At 63.7% G+C, this 22,896-nt stretch carries 19 protein-coding genes and 1 pseudogene; 9 read left to right on the top strand and 11 right to left on the bottom strand.

Features of this window, described 5'->3' with window-relative positions; translation table 11 throughout:
* Positions 1-16: 16 nt before the first annotated feature.
* The 3 genes from K0P03_RS31800 to K0P03_RS31790 are packed head-to-tail and all read left to right on the top strand — an operon-like array spanning position 17 to position 3,296.
* Positions 17-1,486: an FGGY family carbohydrate kinase gene (locus tag K0P03_RS31800; protein WP_272791751.1), complete on the top strand. Its 1,470-nt coding sequence runs from the start codon at positions 17-19 to the stop codon at positions 1,484-1,486.
* A gap of 23 nt (positions 1,487-1,509) precedes the next feature.
* A complete protein-coding gene (locus K0P03_RS31795; protein WP_023514057.1) occupies positions 1,510-2,460 on the top strand; it encodes a sugar-binding transcriptional regulator in 951 nt (316 codons plus the stop codon).
* A 50-nt stretch (positions 2,461-2,510) separates the two neighbouring features.
* Positions 2,511-3,296, top strand: a complete 786-nt coding sequence (locus tag K0P03_RS31790) for an SDR family oxidoreductase (protein WP_272791750.1) — start codon at positions 2,511-2,513, stop codon at positions 3,294-3,296.
* A gap of 399 nt (positions 3,297-3,695) precedes the next feature.
* Here K0P03_RS31790 and K0P03_RS31785 read toward each other — a convergent pair whose 3' ends face one another.
* From K0P03_RS31785 to iolE, 7 genes are all read right to left on the bottom strand, one after another.
* Positions 3,696-4,622, bottom strand: coding sequence for a Gfo/Idh/MocA family protein (locus K0P03_RS31785; protein ID WP_272791749.1), 927 nt, complete (start codon positions 4,620-4,622; stop codon positions 3,696-3,698).
* Positions 4,623-4,669: 47 nt separating this feature from the next.
* Positions 4,670-5,662, bottom strand: a complete 993-nt coding sequence (gene iolG / locus K0P03_RS31780; RefSeq protein ID WP_023514061.1) for an inositol 2-dehydrogenase — start codon at positions 5,660-5,662, stop codon at positions 4,670-4,672.
* 124 nt (positions 5,663-5,786) lie between these two features.
* Entirely contained in the window at positions 5,787-6,602 is an 816-nt protein-coding gene (locus K0P03_RS31775) for an ATP-binding cassette domain-containing protein (RefSeq protein WP_023514062.1), read from the bottom strand.
* Entirely contained in the window at positions 6,602-7,720 is a 1,119-nt protein-coding gene (locus K0P03_RS31770; protein WP_023514063.1) for an ABC transporter permease, read from the bottom strand. Before K0P03_RS31770 ends, K0P03_RS31775 begins: the two co-directional genes overlap by 1 nt.
* Before the next feature lie 68 nt (positions 7,721-7,788).
* Positions 7,789-8,778 (bottom strand): rhizopine catabolism ABC transporter substrate-binding protein, encoded by a 990-nt coding sequence (locus K0P03_RS31765; RefSeq protein WP_023514064.1) that lies wholly within the window; start codon positions 8,776-8,778, stop codon positions 7,789-7,791.
* Positions 8,779-8,835: 57 nt separating this feature from the next.
* Positions 8,836-9,723 (bottom strand): polysaccharide deacetylase family protein, encoded by an 888-nt coding sequence (locus K0P03_RS31760; protein ID WP_272791748.1) that lies wholly within the window; start codon positions 9,721-9,723, stop codon positions 8,836-8,838.
* Positions 9,720-10,631, bottom strand: a complete 912-nt coding sequence (iolE, locus tag K0P03_RS31755; protein ID WP_023514066.1) for a myo-inosose-2 dehydratase — start codon at positions 10,629-10,631, stop codon at positions 9,720-9,722. The genes K0P03_RS31760 and iolE overlap by 4 nt, the downstream gene beginning before the upstream one ends.
* A 196-nt stretch (positions 10,632-10,827) precedes the next feature.
* On the opposite strand from iolE, the gene mocR reads away from it, so the two are divergent.
* Positions 10,828-12,300 carry a rhizopine catabolism transcriptional regulator MocR gene (gene mocR, locus K0P03_RS31750; RefSeq protein ID WP_272791747.1) on the top strand — a complete coding sequence of 491 codons (1,473 nt, stop codon included), beginning with the start codon at positions 10,828-10,830 and terminating at the stop codon, positions 12,298-12,300.
* A gap of 15 nt (positions 12,301-12,315) precedes the next feature.
* On the opposite strand, the gene K0P03_RS31745 is transcribed toward mocR, so the two are convergent.
* Positions 12,316-13,230 carry a LysR family transcriptional regulator gene (locus K0P03_RS31745; protein ID WP_050745138.1) on the bottom strand — a complete coding sequence of 305 codons (915 nt, stop codon included), beginning with the start codon at positions 13,228-13,230 and terminating at the stop codon, positions 12,316-12,318.
* 269 nt (positions 13,231-13,499) lie between these two features.
* Here K0P03_RS31745 and K0P03_RS31740 point away from each other — a divergent pair, with 269 nt between their 5' ends.
* The 5 genes from K0P03_RS31740 (at position 13,500) to K0P03_RS31720 (ending at position 18,901) form a co-directional block, all read left to right on the top strand.
* Positions 13,500-14,996 (top strand): APC family permease, encoded by a 1,497-nt coding sequence (locus K0P03_RS31740; RefSeq protein WP_272791746.1) that lies wholly within the window; start codon positions 13,500-13,502, stop codon positions 14,994-14,996.
* Between the two features lie 47 nt (positions 14,997-15,043).
* Positions 15,044-16,237, top strand: coding sequence for an iron-containing alcohol dehydrogenase (locus K0P03_RS31735; RefSeq protein WP_272791745.1), 1,194 nt, complete (start codon positions 15,044-15,046; stop codon positions 16,235-16,237).
* 150 nt (positions 16,238-16,387) lie between these two features.
* Positions 16,388-17,500: a tyrosine-type recombinase/integrase gene (locus K0P03_RS31730; RefSeq protein ID WP_272791744.1), complete on the top strand. Its 1,113-nt coding sequence runs from the start codon at positions 16,388-16,390 to the stop codon at positions 17,498-17,500.
* A 123-nt stretch (positions 17,501-17,623) separates the two neighbouring features.
* On the top strand, positions 17,624-18,091 hold the full coding sequence (locus K0P03_RS31725; RefSeq protein WP_272791743.1) for a hypothetical protein: 468 nt from the start codon (positions 17,624-17,626) through the stop codon (positions 18,089-18,091).
* 492 nt (positions 18,092-18,583) lie between these two features.
* Complete coding sequence (locus tag K0P03_RS31720) at positions 18,584-18,901, top strand: hypothetical protein (RefSeq protein ID WP_023514554.1); 318 nt, start codon at positions 18,584-18,586, stop codon at positions 18,899-18,901.
* Between the two features lie 283 nt (positions 18,902-19,184).
* On the opposite strand, the gene repC is transcribed toward K0P03_RS31720, so the two are convergent.
* The 3 genes and pseudogenes from repC to repA all read right to left on the bottom strand — a co-directional run bounded on the left by repC (position 19,185) and on the right by repA (position 22,896).
* Complete coding sequence (gene repC, locus K0P03_RS31715; RefSeq protein ID WP_272791742.1) at positions 19,185-20,399, bottom strand: plasmid replication protein RepC; 1,215 nt, start codon at positions 20,397-20,399, stop codon at positions 19,185-19,187.
* A 197-nt stretch (positions 20,400-20,596) separates the two neighbouring features.
* Positions 20,597-21,616 (bottom strand): plasmid partitioning protein RepB, encoded by a 1,020-nt coding sequence (gene repB, locus K0P03_RS31710; RefSeq protein ID WP_272791741.1) that lies wholly within the window; start codon positions 21,614-21,616, stop codon positions 20,597-20,599.
* Positions 21,613-22,896 (bottom strand): annotated as a pseudogene (gene repA / locus K0P03_RS31705) (plasmid partitioning protein RepA). The gene repB and the pseudogene repA overlap by 4 nt, the downstream one beginning before the upstream one ends.

Raw genomic sequence — 22,896 nt, 5'->3', positions numbered from 1 at the left:
GCTCACCGGAGCCACCATGACGACCGCCATCCTCGCCATCGACCAGGGCACCACGAATTCGAAAGCCGTGCTTGTCTCCACGGACGGCGGGATCCTTGCCCGCGGCGCCTCCCCTGTCGGCATCGAGCATCCGCAGCCGGGCTGGGTTGAACAAAGCCCGCTACGTCTCTGGGCCTCCGTGCAGGAGGCGATCGCTGCGTGCCTTGCCGCCGGCCCCAGCGTCGAGATTATCGGCATCGCCATCTCCAACCAGCGCGAATCCGTCACCATCTGGGATGCCGAGACCGGCGAACCGCTCGGACCCGTCGTGAGCTGGCAATGCCGCCGCAGCGCGCCGGCCTGCGCCGAGCTGATCGCGGCGGGCCATGCGCCGCGTGTTGCTGCGCTGACCGGCCTTCCCATCGATCCGATGTTCCCCGGCCCCAAGATGAAGTGGCTGCTCGACCGCGTACCCGCCGGGCGCGCCGTCCGGCTCGGCACGATCGACGCCTGGCTCATCCATTGTTTTTCCGACGGTGCGGTCCATGCCTGCGATGCCGCCAACGCCGCGCGCAGCCAGCTCTACGACCTCAACCGGCAGGAATGGAGCGATGAACTCTGCGCCCTGTTCGGTGTCGATAAGACGGCCCTGCCCGAGGTGCGCGACAGCGCCTCGCGCTTCGGTGTGACAAAGAACGTGCCGGGCCTTGCCGACGGCATCCCGATCGCCTCGGCCATCGGCGACAGCCATGCCGCACTCTTCGGCCACGGTGCCTTCAATCCCGGCGACGGAAAGGTGACCTTCGGCACCGGCTCTTCGATCATGACCACCCTGCCCCGCTTCATTGCGCCGCAGCAGGGCATCACCACGACCGTTGCCTGGTCGATCGGCGGCCGGCCGACCTATGCCTTCGAGGGCAATATCCTGGTCTCGGCCGCCTCGCTGCCCTGGATGGCCGAGATGCTGGGCCTGCCGGGCGTGCAGGCGCTGACCGAGCTTGCCGCGTCAGCCGAACCCGGCGGCCCCGGCTTCGTGCCCGCCTTCGTCGGCCTTGGCGCACCCTATTGGCACGCCGATGCGCGGGCGCTCTTCTCCGGCATCACCTTCAACACCAGCCGCGCCCAGATGGCCCGCGCGGTGACGGACAGTATCGCCTTCCAGGTGCACGACGTCTTCAAGGCGATGTCGGCGCAATCGCCGGCGCCGCTCGGCCGCCTCTATGCCGATGGCGGCCCGAGCCAGAACACGTTTCTCATGCAGTGCGTTGCCGACACGCTCGACCACGCCGTCATCCAGTGCGACGCGCCCGAGGCCTCCGCGCTCGGCGCGGCCTATCTCGCCGGCCTCTCGCTCGGCGTCTGGCCGGATCTTGCCGCCATCGCCGCCCTGCCGCGCGCCGCCAACCCCATCGCGCCGCGTCTTTCCGACGCCACACAGCGACTTGTGGTTTGGCAGGACGCAATCTGCCGCTCGACCCTAACGTGTCCATCGACTATGAGTGAATAAAAATTCACTCATGGAGACCCCCTATGGGAAGGCTGAACGAGTTGCGCCTGATCGCCCGCGTCGCCCAGATGTATCATCTGGAAGGCAAGCGGCAGGCTGACATTGCCGAGATCATGCACATGTCGCAGGCGACCGTCTCACGCATGCTGAAACGCGCCGAGCAGGAAGACATCGTGCGCACGACGGTCATCCCGCCCGCCGGCACATTCGCGGAGCTGGAGACCGCATTGCGCGATCGCTACGGCCTGACCGAAGCCATCGTCATCGACTGTTCGGAAGACCGCGACGGCGCAATCATGGCCCGCATCGGTGAGGCCGCTGCCCACTTCCTTGAAGTGACACTACAACAGGACGAGGTCGTCGGCGTCTCGAGCTGGAGCCAGACCATCTTGCGCATGGTGGACAATATCCACCCGCTGAAGAGCGCCAAAGCCAAGTACATTGTGCAGATCCTCGGCGGTATGGGCGATGCCTCGGTGCAGATGCATGCAACACAGCTCACCGCGCGCCTTGCCAAACTCACTGGCGGCGAGCCGCGGCTCCTGCTGGTCCAGGGCATCACGTCCTCGCGCGAGGCGAAACTCGTGATGCTCGCGGACCCGGCCGTGCGCGAGACCATGGACCTCTTCGGTCGCCTCAGCCTCGCCATCGTCGGCATCGGTGCGGTCGAGCCTTCGGAAATGCTGGCTCGTTCGGGCAACACCTTTTCCCGCCAGGAAATGGCGATGCTGCACGAGGCCGGCGCGGTCGGCGAGATTTCCTATCGCTTCTACGACCGGCAGGGAAAACCGGTCGAAACGCCACTTAACGACCGCGTCATCGGCGTTTCGCTGGAAGAGCTGCGCAAGACCAACCGCGTCATGGCGCTCGCCGGCGGAGAATCGAAAACCGAGGCCATCGCCGGCGCCCTGAAGCTGGGCGTCATCGACGTGCTCGTCACCGACAAGTTCACTGCGGCCCGGCTCACGGCCTGATCCATCCCCGGACCAGACCACGGCCTGCCGCGCATTATGGAGAAAAGACCATGAGACGTTTTGCAGGCCAGACGGTGTTCGTCACTGGAGGCAACAAGGGCATCGGCCGCGGTATCGCCAAGCGCTTTGCCGAAGAGGGCGCGAAAGTCGCCATCGCGGCGATCGAGAAGGATACCGTCGCTGCCGCCGAAGCGCTGGCCGCAGAAACCGGGGCGGAGGTGATCGGCCTTCCACTCGACGTGACCGATGCCAAGGCGGTGCAGGCGGCCTATGGCGAGGCCGAAGCGAAGCTCGGCGCGATCTCCGTCTCCGTGCAGAATGCCGGCGTCATCACCATCGCCAAGGTGGAAAACCTCACCGAGCGCGAATGGGACCTCAATCTCGACGTCAACACCAAGGGCGTGTTCCTGTGCTGCCAGGAGGCGATCCGCCGCTTCCGGGCCAGCGGCACCAAGGGCCGCCTGATCAACACCGCTTCCGGCCAGGCCCGCCAGGGCTTCATCTACACGCCGCACTATGCCGCCTCGAAATTCGGCGTCGTCGGCCTGACACAGAGCCTTGCCAAGGAACTGGCGCGGGAAGGCATCACCGCCAACGCCATCTGCCCCGGCATCATCCACACCGAGATGTGGGACTATAACGACCGCGTCTGGGGTCAGATGCTCGGCGAGTACGGCCCGGGCGAACTGATGGCCGAATGGGTCGAGGGCATCCCGATGGGCCGCGCCGGCACGCCCGCCGAAGTCGCCGCGCTCGTTGCCTTCCTCGCCTCGCCGGACGCCGCCTACATCACGGGTCAGACGATCAATGTCGATGGCGGCCTGATCATGTCGTAAGCGTCCATCCGGCGGGCGCAAAAAACGATTGGCGCGCGCCGGATCGCACGTCCCCGCGGCCGTCGCACTTCATCCACATCGTGCGTTGCCGCAACAGCCGCAGTGGGCAGGCTTCACGGGGATTTTTCGGAGATTTCACGCAGATGTGCGCGGAAAACACCCCTAAAATCCCGAAAATTCTTGAAGCCGAGTCGACGGGCCAGGCGGTCGACGGTTTGCGGCGGGACGCCGGTCCGTCTTGCGAAAGCATTGCCTGTCTCGAAGGCAACGAGATCAGGCGCCTCGAAGGCGGACCGGGCCGTTTTCTCCAGCATCGTGGACAGGACGATCTCGCGGGAAATGATCTGAGACTTCAGCTCGGCGAGGGTGCGGGGCGTGCTCCGGCTTGGCATGGCACACCTACCGTGCCCGCCGCAGCGCAGCCGTTGCGGCTTCCGCGGCGACGAGAGCGGCAACGGCATCCGCCGCCGTGGCCGCCGCCGACGGCTGTCCCTGCACCGCCCGGGAAAAATCCTCAAGCTGCGCGCGGAGGGCCGCGAAGAACACCGCTTCGCCGGCGGGCGGCCAGAAGAACCGCGATTCCGCAAAATCCATCGTGCCGAACGCCTGCACCCAGCAGGCATCACCGATGGGAAATCTGCGCCCGAGCGAAACGAGGCCATTGCCGCCTTTCGACAGCGTGCACAACAGCTGGACGGCATCGGGATCCTCCGGGACCACCTCGGCGAAAGCCGTGCTCGCCGCAGCCACCCGATAGTCCTCGAGCTCCTGCCCGGTCAGCCAGCGAAGCTGATCGAACTCATGCACGCCCATGTCGATGAAGGCGCCGCCACCGCTGGCCCTGAACGACGCCGGTGGTGGCGTCTCGTCCCATTGGAAGCAGGAGACCAGATAGAGTTCGCCGAGGGAGTGTGCCATGATCCGCTCCCGCAGCGCCTTCAGTTCCGGCACGAAGCGGCGCCAGTAGCCGATCTGCAGGTGAACCCCGGCGCTTTCGGCGATCGCCGCCGCCTCCTTCGCTTGCACCGCGCTGATGCCGCACGGTTTCTCGCAGAGGATCGGCAAGCCCCGGGCTGCCACCGCGGCGATGGTCGCGACATGGGTGGGGCTCGGGGTGGCGATAAGGACCCCGTCCAGCCCGCCCGCACCGATCATCGCCATGGCATCGGCATGGACCGCGACGCCGAACGGGCGCAGCATCTCACGCGCCGCAACGGAGGGATCGGCGACGGCGGCAATCTCGACGAGGGCACTGTCGGCCGCCGCACGCAGATGAACCAGCCCCATCCGGCCAGCGCCTACAAGTCCAAGGCGGAATTTCTTCATCGGATTTCCCTTTCACGATAGGCAAGGAGCGGCCGCTGCGACGCGTGTCAGAAGGAGACGGGCTCGAAGCGTCCCGATTTGGCGGATGCCAGTGCGGCCTCGCACAGGATCATCGCCTTGCGGCCATCGCTCGCGCCGACATCCGGCTTCCGGTTGGCAACCACGCATTCGATGAAATGGTCGAGTTCCGCGGCATAGGAGCCCTGGTAGCGCTCCACGAAGAAATAGAGCGGCTTGTCGGTCGCGATCTGAAGAGGCCCGGAGACCTCCACGGAGGTGGGCGTCTGGTTGCCCGCGCGCAGCATGCCACCGGAGCCATGGACCTCGATCCGCTGGTCATAGCCATAGACGGCGCGCACGCTGTTGTTGATGTGGCACTGGCGCCCGCTCGCCGTGCGCAGGATGAACATGGCCGTGTCGTATTCGCCAAGCTTGGCATAATAGGGCAGCACGAGCGAGGAACCGGTCGCGAAGAGTTCGACGGGCTCCTCGCCGAGCAGGTAACGCGCCATGTCGAAGTCGTGGATCGTCATTTCGCGGAAGACGCCGCCGCCGCCGGCAAGCGCTTCTTCCGTTTCGGGCTCCGGATCACGGCTGGTGATGATGACCTGTTCGACGGAACCGATGTCGCCTGCATCGATCCGCGCCTTCAGGCTTCGGAAGCTCGGGTCGAAGCGGCGGTTGAACCCGATCTGGAAGACGATCCCTGCCTTTTCGACGGCCGCCAGGCACTCGTCGGTGCGGCCGATATCGAGGTCGATCGGCTTTTCGCAGAACACCGCCTTGCCGTGCCGTGCAGCGGCGATGGTCAGGTCTGCATGCGTCCGCGTGGCGGAGGCGATGACGAGCGCCTTCACCGCCGGGTCGGCAAGTACGGTGGCCGTGTCGGCGATCTTGGCGCCGGTCTCTGCGGCGATCCGTTCCGCCGCAGGCCGGTAGGGATCGACAATGTAGCGCAGCCGCACGCCCGGATGGCGCGCAAGGTTGGCGGCGTGCACGGATCCGATCTGGCCCGCACCGAACAGACTGACATCAATCATGGAGTTCCTCGTCATTTCATAGCCCGCCATCCGCACGGATGGGCGAACGGGATCAGGGACCGGCGGGGAGAACCCCGCCGGATTGGGTGTGTTCATCTGCCGGAATCCGGAGCGGTCGGACCTGTCAGAGGGCCGCCTGCTCCCCCGACCTGCGGCCCGCGACCATGTCGAGTTCGGCCTGCAGGTACTTCAGGTCCCGCCGCCCGGCCATCATGTCGAGCACCTCTTCCTCGCTGATCTCGTCCTTTCGGAACGAACCGAGCGAGCGGCCGCGGTTGAGCAGGGTGAACCTGTCGCCGACCGGATAGGCATGATGGATGTTGTGCGTGATGAAGATCACGGCGAGCCCCCTCGCCTTGGCCTGGGCGATGTAGCGCAGCACGATCGACGCCTGGTGCACGCCGAGCGCCGACGTCGGCTCGTCGAGGATGAGAACGCGGGCGCCGTGATAGACGGCACGGGCAATGGCGACGCATTGCCGTTCGCCGCCCGAAAGCGTCCCGACCGCCTGCTGGGGATCACGCACCGTGATGCCGATCTTGGCCAGTTCCTCGCTGACGACGGCATCGGCCTGCCTCGTATCGATCCGGCGGAACGGGAAGACGCCCTTCAGCATCTCGCGTCCGAGGAAGAAGTTGCGGCTTATGCTCATCAGCGGGATCATCGAAAGATCCTGGAAGACCGTAGCGATGCCTTTGTCGAGGGCATCGCGTGGCGAAGAGAACAGCACCGGCGCGCCATCCACCTCCATCACGCCTTCCGACGGCGGATGAACGCCCGAGAGGGTCTTGATCAGGGTGGACTTGCCCGCGCCGTTGTCGCCGAGCAGGCAGTGGACCTCTCCTGCATGAGCGGTAAACGAGATATCCTGGAGCGCCGTGACGGAACCGAAGCGACGGCTGACATCCTTCAGTTCGATGATGGGAGTGCCTGCGGCCATTAGCGTGCCTCCGTTGCCTTGCGGCGGACGTAGTTGTTGACGAGCACCGCAATCAGCAGCATCACGCCCAGAAAGACCTGGAACCAGTCGGTGTCGATACCGGTGTAGAAGATTCCCATTTCGACTGTGCCGAAGATCAGCGCACCGAACATGGCGCCGACAGCGGAGCCGTATCCACCCGTCAGGAGGCATCCGCCGATGACCGCCGCGATGATCGCCTGGAATTCCTTCTGGAAGCCGCGTAACGTGTCGGCGGAGCCGGATTCCAGCACCTGGATGGTGGCAAACAGAGTTGCGGCACAGGCCGTCGAGATGAAGAGGGCGATCTTCACCCGGTCAACCGGCACACCGACATTGCGTGCCGCGAGGGCATCGCCGCCGACGGCGAAGATCCAGTTGCCGTAGCGGCTCTTCAGAAGAACCCATGTCGCAAGCGCCGTGACCATACACCACCAGAGGATGGACATCGAAAGGCCCTGGACCATAGGCAGGCCATCCGCACGCTTGGCAATCATGCCTATGTCCGCCAGCCACTGGAAAAACCCGGCACCGAACTTGCCACCGAAGATCTGGACGAAGAAGCTGCCTTCCTGCCCTTCGGTGATGTAGGGGATCTGGGTCCGTCCCGTGATCGTCCGGGTCAGCGCCAGCGTCAGCCCACGCAGGACGAACAGACCGGCCAGCGTCACGATGAAGGACGGCAGCCGCGTTCGCACGACGAGAAACCCGTTCGCCGCACCGATGGCGATAGCGAACACGAAGGCGATCATGACGGACAGCCAGATAGGCAGGCCGAATTCCGTCACGCCCAGCCCGATCGTCACGCTCGCAAAACCGATCATCGAACCGATCGACAGATCGAATTCTCCGCCGATCATCAACAGCGCGACCGCCGCCGCGAGGATCCCTAGCTGAGCCGAGACCTGCAGGAAGTTGCTGATCCCCAGCGGGCTGAAAAGGCCGCTGTTTCCAGCAAAGATACCGAACAAGGCAAAGACAAGGATCGTGCCGGTAAGCGCGCCGAGTTCAGGGCGCCGCAGTGCCCTTGTCAGCCTGCTGGAGGATTGCCCGCTTGTGGCCTGTAGGGCACGGGGTGGCTTGATAGCTTCCGCCGTCATCAATGTTCTCCCAATTCTATTCCTCATGATCCAGGCCGGCGGTTCTCCTCCCGCCGGCCTGGAAGGTCTCAGCGAATACCTTCCTTGCTGAGATCACGCACCGCGGCCGCATCCTTCTGAAGAATGAAGGACGGTCCCGTGCGGACGGCAGAGGCGGGGAAGGTCTTGTACATCGCCTTGTTGGTAAGGAAGACGACGGGGAGGTAGCCCATCATGAACTGCTGGTTGTCGATGGCGAACATGGCACTGCCGTCGCTCACGGCGTCGAGCAGCTGCGGCGAGAGGTCGAAGCTGCCGATCTTGTAGTTGGCCAGCGTACCGCGATCCTTGAAAAGCTGGAGGATCGGGGTTGCGACAGTCGGGCCGAGCGCCAGAACCCCCGTCACGCCGGGATTGGCCGACAGATAGGCTTCGACCCGACGGGTGACGTCGGTCGGATCCATCGTTGCCGCAACGACCGAGGACTTGCCGCCGCTTTCCTTCAGGCCATCGTTGAAGCCTGCGCAACGCTTGTCGAGGCTCACATTGCCGACCTCGTGGTTGACGCAGATGCCTTCCTTGACACCCGCCTCGCCCATCATCTTGCCGGCACGCACACCATTGTCGTATTCGGAGCCTCCGCCGACGAAAAGGTCGAGCTTCCACGGCTCCACCTGATCCTCGCCGGAATCGATGACCACGACCGGAATACCGGCGGCCCTCGCCGCCTCGACAGGCGCCTTGAGCGCATCCGCATCGGGGATCGAAATGACAAGGCCATCAGGCGCGGAGGCGGTGGCAGCTTCGATCATACGCGCCATACGCACGACGTCGAAGGTTTCCGGTGCCTGGTAATCGACCTTGACGCCGAGCTGCTTGGCCGCCGCCAGCATGCCGTTCTTCACGACGGTCCAGTAGACGTCGTTCGCCTGTCCGTGGGTGACGAAGACGATACGGACGTCTTCTGCCTTCTTGGCCTCCGCCGACGCACTCGTCACGCCGAGAAGCGCGACCGTCGCCGCGAGGACACCGGTACGGACGAAACGGGCGGATTTCGATTTCAAGACTGCTGCAATCATGGTTGCTGTTCCCTTTTTATGGTGGATGTATCCTGCCGGACGGCGATGGATTTCGTCTCAGGCGGCCAGTCTTGCCGCTGCATGCTCCTTCATCGATCCCCTGCGCACCGGAAGCGCCTCTGCCCACCGGCGGAAGGCAGGGCTCTTGAGCACCTCGTATTCATCGATGCGGATCTGTGCCGAGGTCGGTTCGATGACCTCGATCTCCCCGGGCGCATTCGCATGGAGACACAGGAAGTTCAGCCCCGGCCCGATCTTTCCGTAGAGTGCCTGGTAGCGCTCCTGTGCCGGCTGCTCCCTGTGCCACGGCGTCTCCAGGACTGCCGTCGCGCAAACCTCGCCGGCCGCCGTCAGGCGCGCGGCCGCGGCGTCATAGGCGGATTGATCGACGGCACCGAGATTGTGGACAGGTCCGTAGGACTGGATCGTGGCGGGGAACAGGGTCGGCAGGCCATATTCGACGCCGACCTCGACATATCGCTCGACGAATTCTGGCGAAAAGACCCCACCCATGTGACCGTCGATATGGGTCGCCGTCAGCCCGGCATTGCGGAACGCCTCGATCTGCGCGCGCATCTCCGCCTCGACAGCATCCGGATGGGCGTTCTTGCGCAGATCGATCACCGAGCGCCACAGGAAGCCGTCCGCATCCACGAGACCCGATGCGGGTGTCGCCTTGGTGAGAGGGCGCCAGCGGTAGTGGCGCTTCTCCGAGGTCAGCGTGATATGGACGCCAAGATTGAGCGTCGGATCAAGCGCCCCCGCCTCCGCAATTTCGAGAAACCACGGACACGGAACCATCACCGATCCGGAATCCACCACGCCAAGCCGCCGCAACTCGATATAGGCCGTGTTGGCACCGTGGCACATGCCGACATCGTCGATATTGACCACGACGAGGGGCGTCACACTGGCCGCGGCCTCCGTCCTCCCAGAACCGTTCATTCTCCTGTCCTCCCGTTCACGACGAAACCGGCTTCCTCCGCCAGCGCCTTCAAGTTCCTGTAGCCCATGGTGGCATAAGTCAAAGGATGAGCCTTGGCCGGATCCTGCTCCGCCTCCACCACGAGCCAACCGGCATAACCGGCATCGGCAAGAATCTTGAGGAGCGTCAGATAGTCCAGAGCGCCGTCTCCCGGGACCGTGAAGATCCCGTCCATGACCGCCCCCATGAAACTCATGTCCTGTGCTCGCGCATGCTGAAGGATCTCCGGACGGTAGTCCTTGCAGTGAACGTGCACGACGCGATCGACATGCCGCTGCAGCAGCGATTTCGGATCGCCGCCCGAGAAGGCGCAGTGGCCCGTGTCGTAGAGCAGACCGAAGGCCTCACCGGTGTTTTCCATCAGGCGGTCGATTTCCGCATCGGTCTCGATGATCGTCCCCATATGGTGGTGGAAGGCCATGCCGACACCAAAGTCTGCAAACCGCTCTGACAGCCGCGTGATCTTCTCGCCGTAGCCCTTCCACTCGTCCTCCATCAGGTGCGGGCGCTGCGAGATCGGGTCATGGATCGCGCCATGCCGGCCTCTCGACGTGTCGGCATAGACCACATGGCGCGCACCGAGATCGCGCAGAAGAGCGAGGTGCGGCAGGATCGCCTCGAATTCCTGGTCGACCGTATTTTCCAGGATACGCCCGTCATACCAGCCGGATACCAGTTCAAGGCCGTAGCCCGACAGGATGGGGCCGAGCTCCCCTGCAGCACGCGGGAACTTCCCGCCGAGCTCCGTGCCGGCATAGCCCGCCTTGCGGGTTTCCTCCAGGCAGGTTTCGAGCGGCGTGTCTCCCCCGAGCTCCGGCACATCGTCATTGGTCCAGGTGATTGGATTGATGCCTATTTTCACACTCATCTCACGCACTGCCCTCGATTGAATTCTGGTCTCCGGCCGCCAGTCAGGGGGGGTGGATCGATACATCGGCTCCCGTCCGGAATCGATTTCCTTGAATGCGGCATGCGGATACCTTACCGGTTACTGTATCCGTCACGAGAGCCAGTTCGGTAGAAATTGATGGATCCAGTTTCGCCATCTCGGAGAGGGAAATTCCGTGAAATCAACCCCGCGCAGCAGGCAAGTCTTCCCCCTCGATGCTCTGGCGATCGACAGGGGCAGCCCGGAGCCGTTGCAGCGGCAGCTCTACCGCGCGATTGCCCAGCTCGTCGGTTCCCGCATCCTGCCGGCAGGAGCGGAGCTGCCCTCGACCCGCTCTTTGGCCGCCGAACTCGGCCTGGGGCGCAATACGATCGTCGCCGTCTACGACCAGCTCGCGACAGAAGGCTACCTGCTGAACCGCCCGGGCGCGCGCCCGGTCGTGGTCGCCCTGCCCGCCGTTTCGCCGCGACCCAGCCCGGCCAGCGCCGCCGGAGACACTCGCCCCGTGTCAAAACGGGGACGCGTGCTGCTGGAACAGCCCGTGCATCACGGCCGGCCCGGCAGCCAGGCGTTCCATCCCGGCATGCCCGATGCCCATTCCTTTCCATTCGGCGTATGGGCGAAGCTCGTGGCGCGCAGGGCCGCCTTTGCCGGGGGCAAGCTTTTCGGAACCTACGACGTCAGCGGGTTGCCGGCCCTGCAGGAGGCGATCGCCGGCTATCTGGCGTCCGCCCGCGGCATTCATTGCCGGCCGGAACAGATCGTCATAACGACCGGCGCACAGGCCGCGTTCGACCTGCTTGCACGCCTGCTGCTCGACCCGGGCGACCCGGTCTGGATGGAGGAACCCGGATATTACGGCGCGCAGGCGGCCTTCACTGTCGCCGGCGCCCATATTCTTCCGCTTCTCGTGGACGCCCAGGGCTGGCGCTTTGCTCCCCCGCCGCGCGCCGCGCGCCTCATCTACGTCACCCCGGCATGCCAGCATCCGCTCGGCATCACCATGCCGCTCGAACAGCGCCTGTCCCTGCTCGACGTGGCCGACCGCCTGGACAGCTGGATCATCGAGGACGACTTCGATGGCGAGTACCGGTTCGTCGGGCGTCCCGTGCCGGCCTTGCAGAGCATGGATGCCAGCGGCCGGGTGATCTATGTCGGGACGTTCGCAAAACTGCTGTTCCCGGCGCTTCGTCTCGGCTTCATTGTCCTGCCGCAGGCCTTGCAGAAAGGCTTCGTCAACGCGCTCAGCACGACGGGACAGTTCGCACCACTTCTGCTGCAGGCGGCCCTTGCCGACTTCATCATGGAGGGGCACATGACCCGTCACCTGAAACGGATGCGCCGCCTGTATGCCGGTCGGCGGGAGGCCTTCGTGGAAATCTGTTCCCGGCGCCTCGGTGCGGACATGGAAATCCTGCCCTGTGAAGCCGGAATCCAGCTCATCGGCCAGCTCAGGGACGGGCTGGACGATATAGCCGTGGCCAACGCGCTTGCCGCCCGCGGCGTCAATGCCAGTCCGATGTCGAAATTCTTCCGGAACCGCGCGGCCATGCAGGGCCTGGTCATGGGCTATGCCGCATGCGACGAAACCCAGACCGCAACCGGAATCCGCCAGATGGAGAGCGTTTTCCAGATGTTCCGCAACTGAGCGCGCGGGATCGGATCAGACGGGTTCCGCCGTGGGCAGGTCGTGGGCGCGAAGCAGGTCATCGATGAAGGCGCGCGCCGCCTCGCTCAGCGGGCGCCCGGCATAGGTGATCATGCTGTGCTCGACTTCGTATGTCAGGCGCTCCGGCAGGAGCGCCGTCATCTCGCCGCGGCCGACCCAGATCTCGGCATAGTGCCGCGGAAGGTATCCGACATGCGTCCCCGCCAGGATCATCTGGGCGACCGCTTCCATGTGGTGCGCCGTCGCGCGGCTGCGCAGCGGTCGAAGAGGCAGGATCGAGCTTTCCGGAAGAAAACCGTGCATGACCCAGTTGGCCGCCGCAATATCCGCCTCGTCCGGCGATACCACGGCGAAGAGCGCATGCCGGGCACCGCAATAAAGCGCGATCTCCTCCATGTAGAGTGGGAAATAGTCGAGCGACGGCCGTGAGCGGCTGAAGTAGGAGATCGCCAGTTCCACCTGCCCGTCGATGACCGCAAGCTCCAGATCGGTCGGCGCATTGACGAAGAGGTTCAGCTGAACATCCTGGTCGCGGCGAAAGAACGCCCCCATGGCCTCGCCGAACCGGGTCCCCGGCAGGGTAACGATCGTATCGGCAAGGCCGAGGCTCAAATCGCCGACAAGCCGTCCGGAGAGGCTCCCGGCCTGCGCGACGAACACGCCGATCGCCTCGAACAGGCTCTGTGAGGCCTCGAGGATGTGGCGGCCCTTCGAGGTAAGACGAAACCCGCCCTTGCCGCGCTCGCAGAGCCGGTAGCCGAGCCGCCGTTCGAGATTGCCGATATGCATGCTGATGTTCGACTGGCTCATGTTGAGTTCGGCCTGCGCGGCTGTAAAGCCGCCGCAGCGGACCACGCGGGCAAACAACCGCAACAGGCGCAAATCGACATCCGTGACATTCTTCAGCATCGCCCCTCCGGCGAGCGGCCGCATCGCACGGCCACCTCTTGCATGGCAACCATTACATCAGTTTCGATTGATGCCAACGCAATCAAATTGGAATTCCACCTGACGTTACCTTTGTCTACCGTATGCTTGGAGGCGGCCACGATCTCAAAGAAAACAGGGACCGGGCCGGGATTCTTTCAAAGCAACCCCGACCGCAGGCCCGCGCAGGAAACCCCTCGCGGCCAATGGCGCCCTGCGCCCGGTCGCAAGGCGGACGACGGGAGGTCATCATGCCGGATACCAAGTCAGCAGCGTCAAGCAACGACGAGCGGTTCCTTGCCAGCCACGGCTATCGACAGGAACTGGACCGCGGCCTCAGCCTCTGGTCGTCGTTTTCCGTGGGCTTCGCCACGATCTCGCCGGTCGTCGGCATCTATTCGGTGATGTCGCTCGGGGCGATCAGCATCGGCCCGTCCTGGGTCTGGATCGTCCCGCTCTGCCTCGCCCTTCAGTTCACCGTCGCCCTGGTCTATGCCGAGCTCTCCTCGCAATACCCCCTTGCCGGGGGATGCTATCAATGGGTCCGCCATCTCGTCGGTGACCGCCTCGCCTGGTTCACCGGCTTCCTCTACCTCGCTTCCGCTCTGGCATCGCTGACCACCGTCTCCTATCTCGGCGGCTTCTGGCTCAGCCTCTTCGTCACCGGATCCCCGCCCTCGGCCGACGGCCAGGTGGCCTGTGGCGCGGCGCTGCTGGCGCTCGGGCTCGCCGTCAATCTTCTCGGCATCAACCCGCTCAAATACTTCGTCAATGCCGGCATCATCGCGGAAGCCATTGCCTCGATCGGCATCGGCGTCGTGCTCCTTCTGTTCTTCCGCAACCACTCCTTCGACCTGCTGTTCACGAGCATGGGTGCGGAAGCAGCCTCGGACGGCTCCTATCTGAGCGGTTTCCTCACTGCGCTTGCGGTCGGTGGATGGGCGTTCCTCGGCTTCGACGCCTGCTCGCAGATCTCGGAAGAGACGACCGACGCGCGGATCTCCGTACCGCGGGCCATTCTCCGCTCGATGCTGGTGGTAGGCGGCACGGTGATGCTGACCGCTTTCGCCGTCACCCTTTCCTACAAGGATCCGGCTGCCGTGGTCAGCGGACAGATCATCGACCCCGTCACGCCGGCCGTCGTCGATGCGCTCGGCGCCTGGTCGGAACGCCCGTTCGTCGCCGTCGTCGTGGTCGCCTTCGTCGCTTGCGTCGTCTCCGTGCAGACCTATATCGGCCGCGCGATCTTCGGCATGGCGCGGGACGGCATCCTGCCCGGCTCCGCCCTGCTGCGGCGCGTCGATCGCCGCAAGGTGCCCATGGCCGCCATGCTGTGCAGCACCGTCATCGCCGCCTTCGGCCTGGTGCTGGGCCTCAACGCCACCGCCGTCGGCACGCTGATCGCCTTCGGCAGCGGCGGCTTCTTCTTCGTGTTCCTCATCGTCACGGCGAGTGCGCTGGTCGCCCGTCTCAACGGCCGGTGGAATCCGGCAAAGGGAGCCTTCCAGCTCGGCCGCTGGAGCCTTCCGGTCAACATCGTCGCTACCCTCTGGCTCGTCTTCGAGGCGATCAACGTGGCCTGGCCGCGGGTGCTTCTCGCACCGCCCGGCGCACCGTGGTTCCAGGTCTGGGCGGTCATCCTGGTCTTCTCCGCCCTCTCGGCTTTCGGCCTTCTCTACCTTGCCGTCGCCAAGCCGCACCGACGCATCCCCACCGCCGCGAGCTTCGCAACGACGCCCCTTCCCTGAGGCCCGCGCCACCCGCCCCTCATTCCCTTTCAATGCCTGGACATCCAATGACCGACATCCACTACTGGACCTATCCGACCGAAATCTTCTGCGGCAAGGGCGCGGTCGAGCGACTTGCGCATCGCTGCCGGCTCGCCGGCGCAACCTATCCACTCCTGGTCACCGACCCCGGATTGCTGACGCTGCCACCAATGCAAAAAGTCCGGGCATGCCTGGACGAGGCCGGCATCCGCTATGACGTGTTTCATGCACTTTCCGGCAATCCGACCTTCGAAGAAGCCCAGGCGGGCGGCCGCGCCTTCGTGGCGGGTGGGCACGATCTCGTCATCGCCGTCGGCGGCGGAAGCGCCATCGACGTGGCCAAGGGCATCGCCCTGACCAGCCGCGATCCGCAGGGCCTCCGGCGCTTCGAGTGGAGCGAGCTGCTCGCCCGCTATGCCACGCTGGCGGATTTCCCGGCCCTGGCGCTCCCGTCCCTATTCGTCGTGCCGACGACGGCGGGAACCGGCTCGGAACTCGGGCGTGAAGCCGTGCTGACCGATACGGCGCTGGGCATCAAGAAAATCATCGGCCACCGTGACCTTCTGGCGGCCTGCGTCTTCCTTGATCCCCTCCTGACAACGGGCCTGCCGCCGGCGCTCACCGCCGCGACCGGGATGGACGCTCTCACGCACCACCTCGAATCCCTGTTCTCGCCGCTGCACCACCCGATGTCGGCCGGCGTCGCCACGGAAGGCGTCCGGCTGGTGCATGCCTATCTGGAACGCGCGGTCAACGACGGCAACGATCTTGAAGCGCGCGAAGGCATGCTGGTCGCCTCCGCCAGCGCCGCCGTCGCCTTCCAGAAGGGCCTCGGCGGGGTCCATGCCCTGGCCCACCCGATCGGCGCGCGTCATCACCTGCACCACGGCCTGCTCAACGCCGTCCTCCTGCCTTATGTCCTCGTCGCCAACCGGCCGGCGATCGAGGAGCACGCGGCCCGGCTCGCACGCTATCTCGACCTGCCCGGCGCCGGCTTCGACGGTCTCATGGCATGGCTGCTGGCCCTCAGGACCCGCATAGGCATCCCGCCCTCCCTGGTGCATCTCGGCCTCGACGGCACGGATGCAGACTGGGTCGGAGCCCAGGCACTCGCCGACATCTCCTCCTCGGACACCAATGCGCGCCCGCTGGGGGCCGACGACTATGCGGCGATCTATCGAAAGGCGGTGGCCGGCTCGCTCGAGGTGAGCACCACATAGGACGCAACCTTACACCTGCCCCGCCGATCGGATGGAGTGGGATAGGCGCGCAGTTTTCCTGTCCTATACGAGAAAAACCGCACAGTCTCTCCTTCCTGTATAAAGAGAGATAAGATTGCCTTATCGGTCATTCTGGTCTTTATAGGAGAGATGGCACGAATCATCGACGAAACCAGCGAAAACCACCACCAGGAGCATCTTGCACAGCCGCAGGAAACGCCAGTGGCTGACAGCAATTCCACTGCCCTCGTTGCGGCAGATGCGCCGCCGCCTTTGCCCACTCATCTGCAGGATCTCACGGATCGCGCCCGCGGGTATGTTGAGGCAGCAAGTTCCGCCAATACAAGGAGAGCCTACGCCTCGGACTGGAAGCATTTCTCGGCGTGGTGCAGGCGTCAGAACCTCGACGCCCTTCCCCCCGATCCGCAGGTCGTCGGCCTCTACATCACCGCCTGCGCGTCCGGTACGGCCGAACGTGGCGGCAAACCGAACACCGTTTCGACGATCGAGCGTCGCCTCGCGGCGATCGGATGGAACAGCGCACAGCGCGGCATGAAGCTCGACCGCAGGGATCCCGCCATCGCCACCGTCATGGCCGGTATCCGCAACCGGCATGCCGCCCCGCCGCGCCAGAAGGAGGCCCTGCTTCCCGAAGATCTCATCGCCATGCTGGAAACGATCGATCGCGGCACGCTGCGCGGCCTGCGCGATCGGGCCATGCTGCTCGTCGGCTTTGCCGGGGGCCTGCGCCGCTCGGAGATTACGGGACTGGACCTCGGGCGCGACCAGAGCGAGGACGGGCGTGGCTGGGTCGAAATCTTCGACAAGGGCGCCCTGGTGACGCTGCGCGGCAAGACCGGCTGGCGCGAAGTGGAGATCGGCCGCGGTTCGTCCGATGCCACCTGCCCCGTGACCGCGCTCGAAACCTGGATCCGGTTTGCGAAGATCGCCCGCGGGGCCCTGTTTCGCCGCGTCACCGGCCAGGGCAAGGATGTCGGACCGGACCGGCTGAACGACCAGGAGGTGGCTCGCCTCGTCAAGAAGGCAGCGCTTTCCGCCGGGGTACGCGGCGATCTGTCGGAAGCAGAGCGGGCACAAAAATTCGCCGGCCATTCGCTGCGCGCCGGTCTTGCCACCTCGGCCGAGGTGGACGAGCGCCATGTCCAGAAGCAGCTCGGCCACGCCTCGGCTGAAATGACACGCCGCTACCAACGTCGCCGCGACCGCTTCCGGGTCAATCTTACAAAAGCGGCAGGGCTCTAAAACACCGCAAGCGCTTTCACCCACTCCCAGTGCTATCCCCCTGATTGTTGCGCGCTGGCTCCGATCTGCGGCTCATTTTGTGTGGTATGCTTTGATAGCGCTGCACAGGATTGGGAGGGTTCCATGGGTTTGCGACTTGCCACAGCTGTCTACTGCATTTTCTTGTCTATGTCCGCTCACGCTCAATCGAGCACGCCAAAAGGCTGGTTTCTGCATGACGACCAGGCACCGACACTGACCCTCGCTTACTACGATCCCTCTTCCGGCAACGTGATCTTTGCCGCCACCTGTACGCAAGGCTACAGCGACACCGTCATTGCCTTCTATCCCGAAGCCGCTCTTGCAGAGGGGAAGAAAAACGTGGAGCTCGCGCTTTCCCGCGACGCCGGCAGGCTCGCCTTTGATGGAACCGCGCAAGTGTACAACGGCCGCTACGCGATCGATGGCCAGACATCCATGGAGCCGGAACTGGTCGACCTGCTGCAGGGCGGCTTCACGCTTGCCGTGGATGGACAAGAGATGCGGGTATTTACGGCCACCGAACAGGATAGCGCACACATTCGCAAACTCACCGAAGCGTGCCGGGGCTGACATTCATACTTTCGCGAGTTCCAACCCGCCGATCGAGAAATAACGGGAAAGCTCCGAGGACGACGAAGACACAGCCTCTCCGGGGTGCCGCAAAAGCGGCTCTCATTCTGTCCCTCCCCCCACTATGGCTCGCACACACGAGCAACCCAATAGCAGCCCGCCGCCGCTGACAATCAACGCATGTCTGCCTGAGCATTCCGAAAAGGCGCGAGCCATTGTCGCCTACCCTGCTTGCTGTTTCTTCCCGCCGGCGACACGAAAAATGAACACCGCTTTCGCTTTTGGCGCATCGATATGCAGAGCCTTCGCAGCCGATGCATTGTTGATATCACTCACTGTAAAGGTGCCATTCGTCATTGGCTTGCAGACTGCAAGAGCAAGCTATTTTCCCTCGCCGGATATCGTCTGGGTTGCACGCAAGGCTCGGGCGAGGTTTGTAAGGGTAGATTCTCCGAAACCCGGCACCAAACGCATCGGCAACAGGATACCAATATGAGCGAACTGCAGAACAAGGCGGTCACGCTGGCATCGCAGGGAGAAGACGATCTCTCCTCTCAAGCGTCCTCGGACCGATGCATTCCATTTCTCAAAAGCGCGCTGGATCTTCACTTCGCCCTTGGCGGCAATGTCGAGGCATTGGATGCGCTTCTCCAGGCACATCGTTCACGGCGCCAGCTCAGGGTGGACGCAGCCGTTGCCAACGTGGTGATCGAACTGGCCGTCGCCAGCCACCTCAGCGATATCGACATGGTCCAGGCCACCTACAATCGCCTGGACGCAGAACTCGACATATCCCGCCATTCGAAATAGTCCGGCTACAAATTACTGTTCCTGAGGCCGAGCAGGTAAACCGCAGCCTCCAAGCAGTCTTGCCCTGATGATGCTACGAAGTTCAAAACGGGGCTGCGCCTCGACGGCATCGACGGCTTGCTCGATTCTCTGCCTTCCCGATCGAGTTCTCACAAGCGCCCACCCTCAGCTTGACCGGGGTATAGATATAGCGAACCGAACAGTAGGAGCCGAAGGAAGACAAAAGGGAAACGTAAGACGGCTCCAAACCCTGACAGCTGTCAGGGTTTTCTGATGTCCGCCATCATCCCACCTTTCTGCCTGTTCCGCCCTGTCCCCGAAGAAGCGCCATCAAAGCCGGCCCCAGCGAGAACTCACCCCGCTCTGCCCGGCGCGTCAAATCCCTGAGATATCCCCCGGGAGAGTTGATGTGCCCCGCTCGTTCGAGGATGCACGCGATCGCGACGGCCGCATTTTCTGCCCCCATCACCTCGCAGGCCACCTGATAGGCAGAAGGACTGACGCCCAGCATCGACCGGACCACCACGGCCGCCGACATCAAGTCCCTCCATCCATCGATTTGGCCACTGGGACCGTACATCACGATCTCAGGGCATGCGTTCAGAACCATGCCAAGTGGGAAATTACGGATAGGCGTCCTCGGGATTTCGTCGTTCATCCTCCACGCCGCTCCCTGCTCTCTTTCAGAGCGAGGTTCAAATTCATGGATGGAGTCGGATTTTGAATTCTGTATGTGGCGCCCACAATGAGCATCATTGGTGCTTGAATCTTCAGAAAATTGCTGCCTTTCCAGAAGGTTGACGATCTCGCTGCGCAGAAGTTCCATCTCGACGAGCGCCGTATGGATGTCGTTTCGCGTGGGTGTCCGCGGGAGACTTGCGAGAATGCCGATGTAGGTCGCTTCGATCGCCCCCCAATCTCCCTGGGCGCCCTCTTCCATCGCGGCGGTAATCAGCTTGCGGACATCCCTCCGGCAGATCGTCAGGTTCTCCTTGGCCCGCCGAAACGCCATGCGATCTGCAACGACCTGCTGGGCCAGCATGGCCAGCTCCTCCGCGCGCGCGAGCAGCGGCGACATGTCGAAGCCGAACGCCGTTTCGATGCCGCCCGCATCGTCCTTGCGCGCATAGCGTTTGCCGTTTGCGCTGTCCTTGCGCACGATCAGGCCCGCGTCGATAAGCAAGGCGAGATGCCGCCTCAAGGTCGCGCCGGCGATGCCATGGGCGCGCAGGGCAAGCTGGGCATTGGACGGAAAGACAACAAGCTGGGCGTCCTGGCGCAGTTCGCTTTCCGGGTAGAAACTCAGGAGGGCGTCCAGCACAGCCAGACTCCTGTCCTGCAGGCCAAGCACTATTCTCGCCTCCGAGACGTCCCGGAAGACCTTCCATTTGTCCACTGTCTTGCCTGGCTTGATTTCAGCCGTCGCCAATTGCCGGCGTACGAGCGCAAGCGACATCGGCCGCCGCCCGAAGGGCGTCGTCACATTTCCACTCTGCATTTTCCTTCACCTTGCAAAAGGCAAAAGAAATCCGCCCGCCAAAAATGACGCCAAAGACTCTTGACTACGATTCGTGGAAATGCGATTCTCGGGGTGCTAAATCAGAGAGGGGCTTCCACGACGGCAACGTTTTGGGGGCCTTTTTCTTTTGCTGCGCTTCCTTTCATTTTCCAGAATCCTGACAGCTGTCAGGGTTGTCATTCATCCCGCAAGCGGGCAAATCGATCGGCAAGGCCCGGCAGTTCGGCCTCCACGAATTTCAGGAAAGCCGCGCCACGGGCGCCTTCCGCCGAAATCCGGACTTCCCTCGCCGACGCCGTCACGGCACCAAGCTTCCTGCCACCCGCATCCGCAAGCGCGGTCACTGAAGTGTTCTTCCCTGGAGCGGCGGGTTTCACCGCATCGAGCACGCGCTGAAATCGTTGATCGGACAGCTGGGGGCTATCTGTCCCGTTCGACAGGACCGCCCTGATCGTGCCGAGAGACTGCGCATCGCCGGCAACGATCTTGGCAAGGTCGAGCCAACGCGGTCTGCCGACCTTCGGAGCCCGGCCGATTGCCTCGATGATATCGGCCGGGAGCGCGCGGTAGACACTGCGCATCCTTGCAAGCTCGGCGTCCTCGATCGAAAGCGCCGCGTAGATGTGACGCGCCTTTATCCCCGCATCATCCATACGCGACGCGAAGAGGGCACGCTCGATCCACGTCAGGTCCTGGCGGCTGGCATTCTCGATGCCCTGCGCAAGAACCAGATCGAGATCCGATATCTCCACCTCGATCGCGCGTATGGGCCTGCCGAGCTGCCTGGCGGCAAGCCAGCGACGGTGGCCATAGACGATCTGGTAGCGCCCGGCGGAGGAGGGGTGCTTGCGAACCTGGATGGGAACCTGTTGTCCCTCGCTCTCGATCGAACGCCTGAAAGCCTCGAAGCTTGCCGTATCGTCGTCGGGCAACCGGTCGGGATAGGGCGAGGGGTCGATCAGCGCAGTATCCAGCTCCCGTACGGAGCCGCCGCCGGCCTCCACAAGCGCCTTGAGCCGATCCCGTTCCGAGCGGATATCGTCGATTGCACGGTGGGCAGCACCAATCACGCCAGCACCGACGCGCTGCGTCGGAGCCGCAGGGGCCGGCTGCTCGTCGCCTGCCAGCTTGTTCTCCAGTTCCGCGGACAGCAGACCGAAGCTGGCGACAATCGATTTGCGAGAGGATTTGCTCATGTCCGCCCCCAGCTGTCATTGATGAGCCGGATGATCGCTTCATTGACGCCATCGACGGCTTCGCGCGCGCGCTTGTGGGTGTCCCGCCCGATCTGGCCCATTTCCAGCTCGTAGATCGAGCGTTTTGCGAGGCCGGCCGCTTCGACTGCCGTGCTTTCGATCGCGGTCGGAAGAAGCACGTCCGTGCCGAACATATGCCGCAGCATCGCGACGACCTGTGATTGCGGCGCATCGTTCGGATCATGGCGCGTGACCAGGTACCGGATGAAGTCCTGATCCAGCTGCGCGCCGCTTTCGTTCAGAACGCTGATAAGGTCACCCATCATCAGCAGGAACTGGCTCATTGATGCGACATCCAGCATGGCGGGATGCACGGTGATAATCATGCTGGTCGCGGCATAAATCGCGCTCAGGGTCAGGAAGCCGAGCGAAGGCGGCGTGTCGAGGATGACGACATCATAGTCTGCCTCGACCTCCGCGAGGGCGAGCTTCAGCCTTTCGAAGAAAATTGCGCCCGAACCTGACTTGCTCGCCAGAACACGGGGCGTTTCGTGCTCGTATTCCATGACCTCCAGGTTGCCAGGAACAAGATCGATCCCTTCGAAATAGGTCTTGCGAATGACCTCGCGGATCGAGCGCCGCTCGGTATCGTCATAGCGCAGCGCTGCATAGATCGTCTCGTTCGAGCCGACATCCACTTCCGGCTGAAAGCCGAACATAGCGGACAGGGACGCCTGCGGATCCAGATCGAGCGCAAGAACGCGATAGCCCTGGAGGGCGAGATAATGGGAAAGATGCACACAGGTCGTCGTTTTCGCACTGCCGCCCTTGAAGTTGGCGATCGCGATGACCTGGAGATGCTCGCCCGGGCGACGGCGGGGAAGAAAGCGCAAAGCCTCGGCCGGCTTCTGTTTTGCAAACAGCGCGCGAAGCTCGTTGATCTGGCCCAGCGTGTAGACGCGATGATTGTTCTCGAGCCGGCTTGGAACAGGTCCGCGTCCCTCGGTAGACATGAGCTTCAAGGTGGAATCAGGTATGGAAGTGAGCTTCGACACCTCGTTGGTCAAAAACGAACGAAGGGTCTTCTCCGACTTCGGAGGATACATACGCGTTCTGAGTTGCTGCAATTGCGCCGACAGAAGCCCCGCATGGCGCATGATCTTGCCGCCTGCGTCTTCCTTGGTGCCAACAATTGGGTCTACTCGGTTTGCTATCGCCATGTCTTCCTCTTGGCGGCCTTAAGCCGGTTTGCCGGCCATTGCCCGCCAAAGATAGAACAC

Origin of the sequence: Shinella sp. HY16 (assembly GCF_028534175.1) — a bacterium.
GTDB lineage: Bacteria > Pseudomonadota > Alphaproteobacteria > Rhizobiales > Rhizobiaceae > Shinella.
Note: the sequence above shows the minus strand (reverse complement) of the source record. Positions and strands in the feature narration are given on the sequence as shown.

Excerpts from the sequence above, each read along its gene's own strand:
- K0P03_RS31800 (WP_272791751.1), top strand. The coding sequence starts at position 17 with ATGACGACCGCCATCCTCGCCATCGACCAGGGCACCACGAATTCGAAA.
- K0P03_RS31795 (WP_023514057.1), top strand. The coding sequence starts at position 1,510 with ATGGGAAGGCTGAACGAGTTGCGCCTGATCGCCCGCGTCGCCCAGATG.
- K0P03_RS31790 (WP_272791750.1), top strand. The coding sequence starts at position 2,511 with ATGAGACGTTTTGCAGGCCAGACGGTGTTCGTCACTGGAGGCAACAAG.
- K0P03_RS31785 (WP_272791749.1), bottom strand. The coding sequence starts at position 4,622 with ATGAAGAAATTCCGCCTTGGACTTGTAGGCGCTGGCCGGATGGGGCTG.
- iolG (WP_023514061.1), bottom strand. The coding sequence starts at position 5,662 with ATGATTGATGTCAGTCTGTTCGGTGCGGGCCAGATCGGATCCGTGCAC.
- K0P03_RS31775 (WP_023514062.1), bottom strand. The coding sequence starts at position 6,602 with ATGGCCGCAGGCACTCCCATCATCGAACTGAAGGATGTCAGCCGTCGC.
- K0P03_RS31770 (WP_023514063.1), bottom strand. The coding sequence starts at position 7,720 with ATGACGGCGGAAGCTATCAAGCCACCCCGTGCCCTACAGGCCACAAGC.
- K0P03_RS31765 (WP_023514064.1), bottom strand. The coding sequence starts at position 8,778 with ATGATTGCAGCAGTCTTGAAATCGAAATCCGCCCGTTTCGTCCGTACC.
- K0P03_RS31760 (WP_272791748.1), bottom strand. The coding sequence starts at position 9,723 with ATGAACGGTTCTGGGAGGACGGAGGCCGCGGCCAGTGTGACGCCCCTC.
- iolE (WP_023514066.1), bottom strand. The coding sequence starts at position 10,631 with ATGAGTGTGAAAATAGGCATCAATCCAATCACCTGGACCAATGACGAT.
- K0P03_RS31745 (WP_050745138.1), bottom strand. The coding sequence starts at position 13,230 with ATGCTGAAGAATGTCACGGATGTCGATTTGCGCCTGTTGCGGTTGTTT.
- K0P03_RS31740 (WP_272791746.1), top strand. The coding sequence starts at position 13,500 with ATGCCGGATACCAAGTCAGCAGCGTCAAGCAACGACGAGCGGTTCCTT.
- K0P03_RS31735 (WP_272791745.1), top strand. The coding sequence starts at position 15,044 with ATGACCGACATCCACTACTGGACCTATCCGACCGAAATCTTCTGCGGC.
- K0P03_RS31730 (WP_272791744.1), top strand. The coding sequence starts at position 16,388 with ATGGCACGAATCATCGACGAAACCAGCGAAAACCACCACCAGGAGCAT.
- K0P03_RS31725 (WP_272791743.1), top strand. The coding sequence starts at position 17,624 with ATGGGTTTGCGACTTGCCACAGCTGTCTACTGCATTTTCTTGTCTATG.
- K0P03_RS31720 (WP_023514554.1), top strand. The coding sequence starts at position 18,584 with ATGAGCGAACTGCAGAACAAGGCGGTCACGCTGGCATCGCAGGGAGAA.
- repC (WP_272791742.1), bottom strand. The coding sequence starts at position 20,399 with ATGCAGAGTGGAAATGTGACGACGCCCTTCGGGCGGCGGCCGATGTCG.
- repB (WP_272791741.1), bottom strand. The coding sequence starts at position 21,616 with ATGAGCAAATCCTCTCGCAAATCGATTGTCGCCAGCTTCGGTCTGCTG.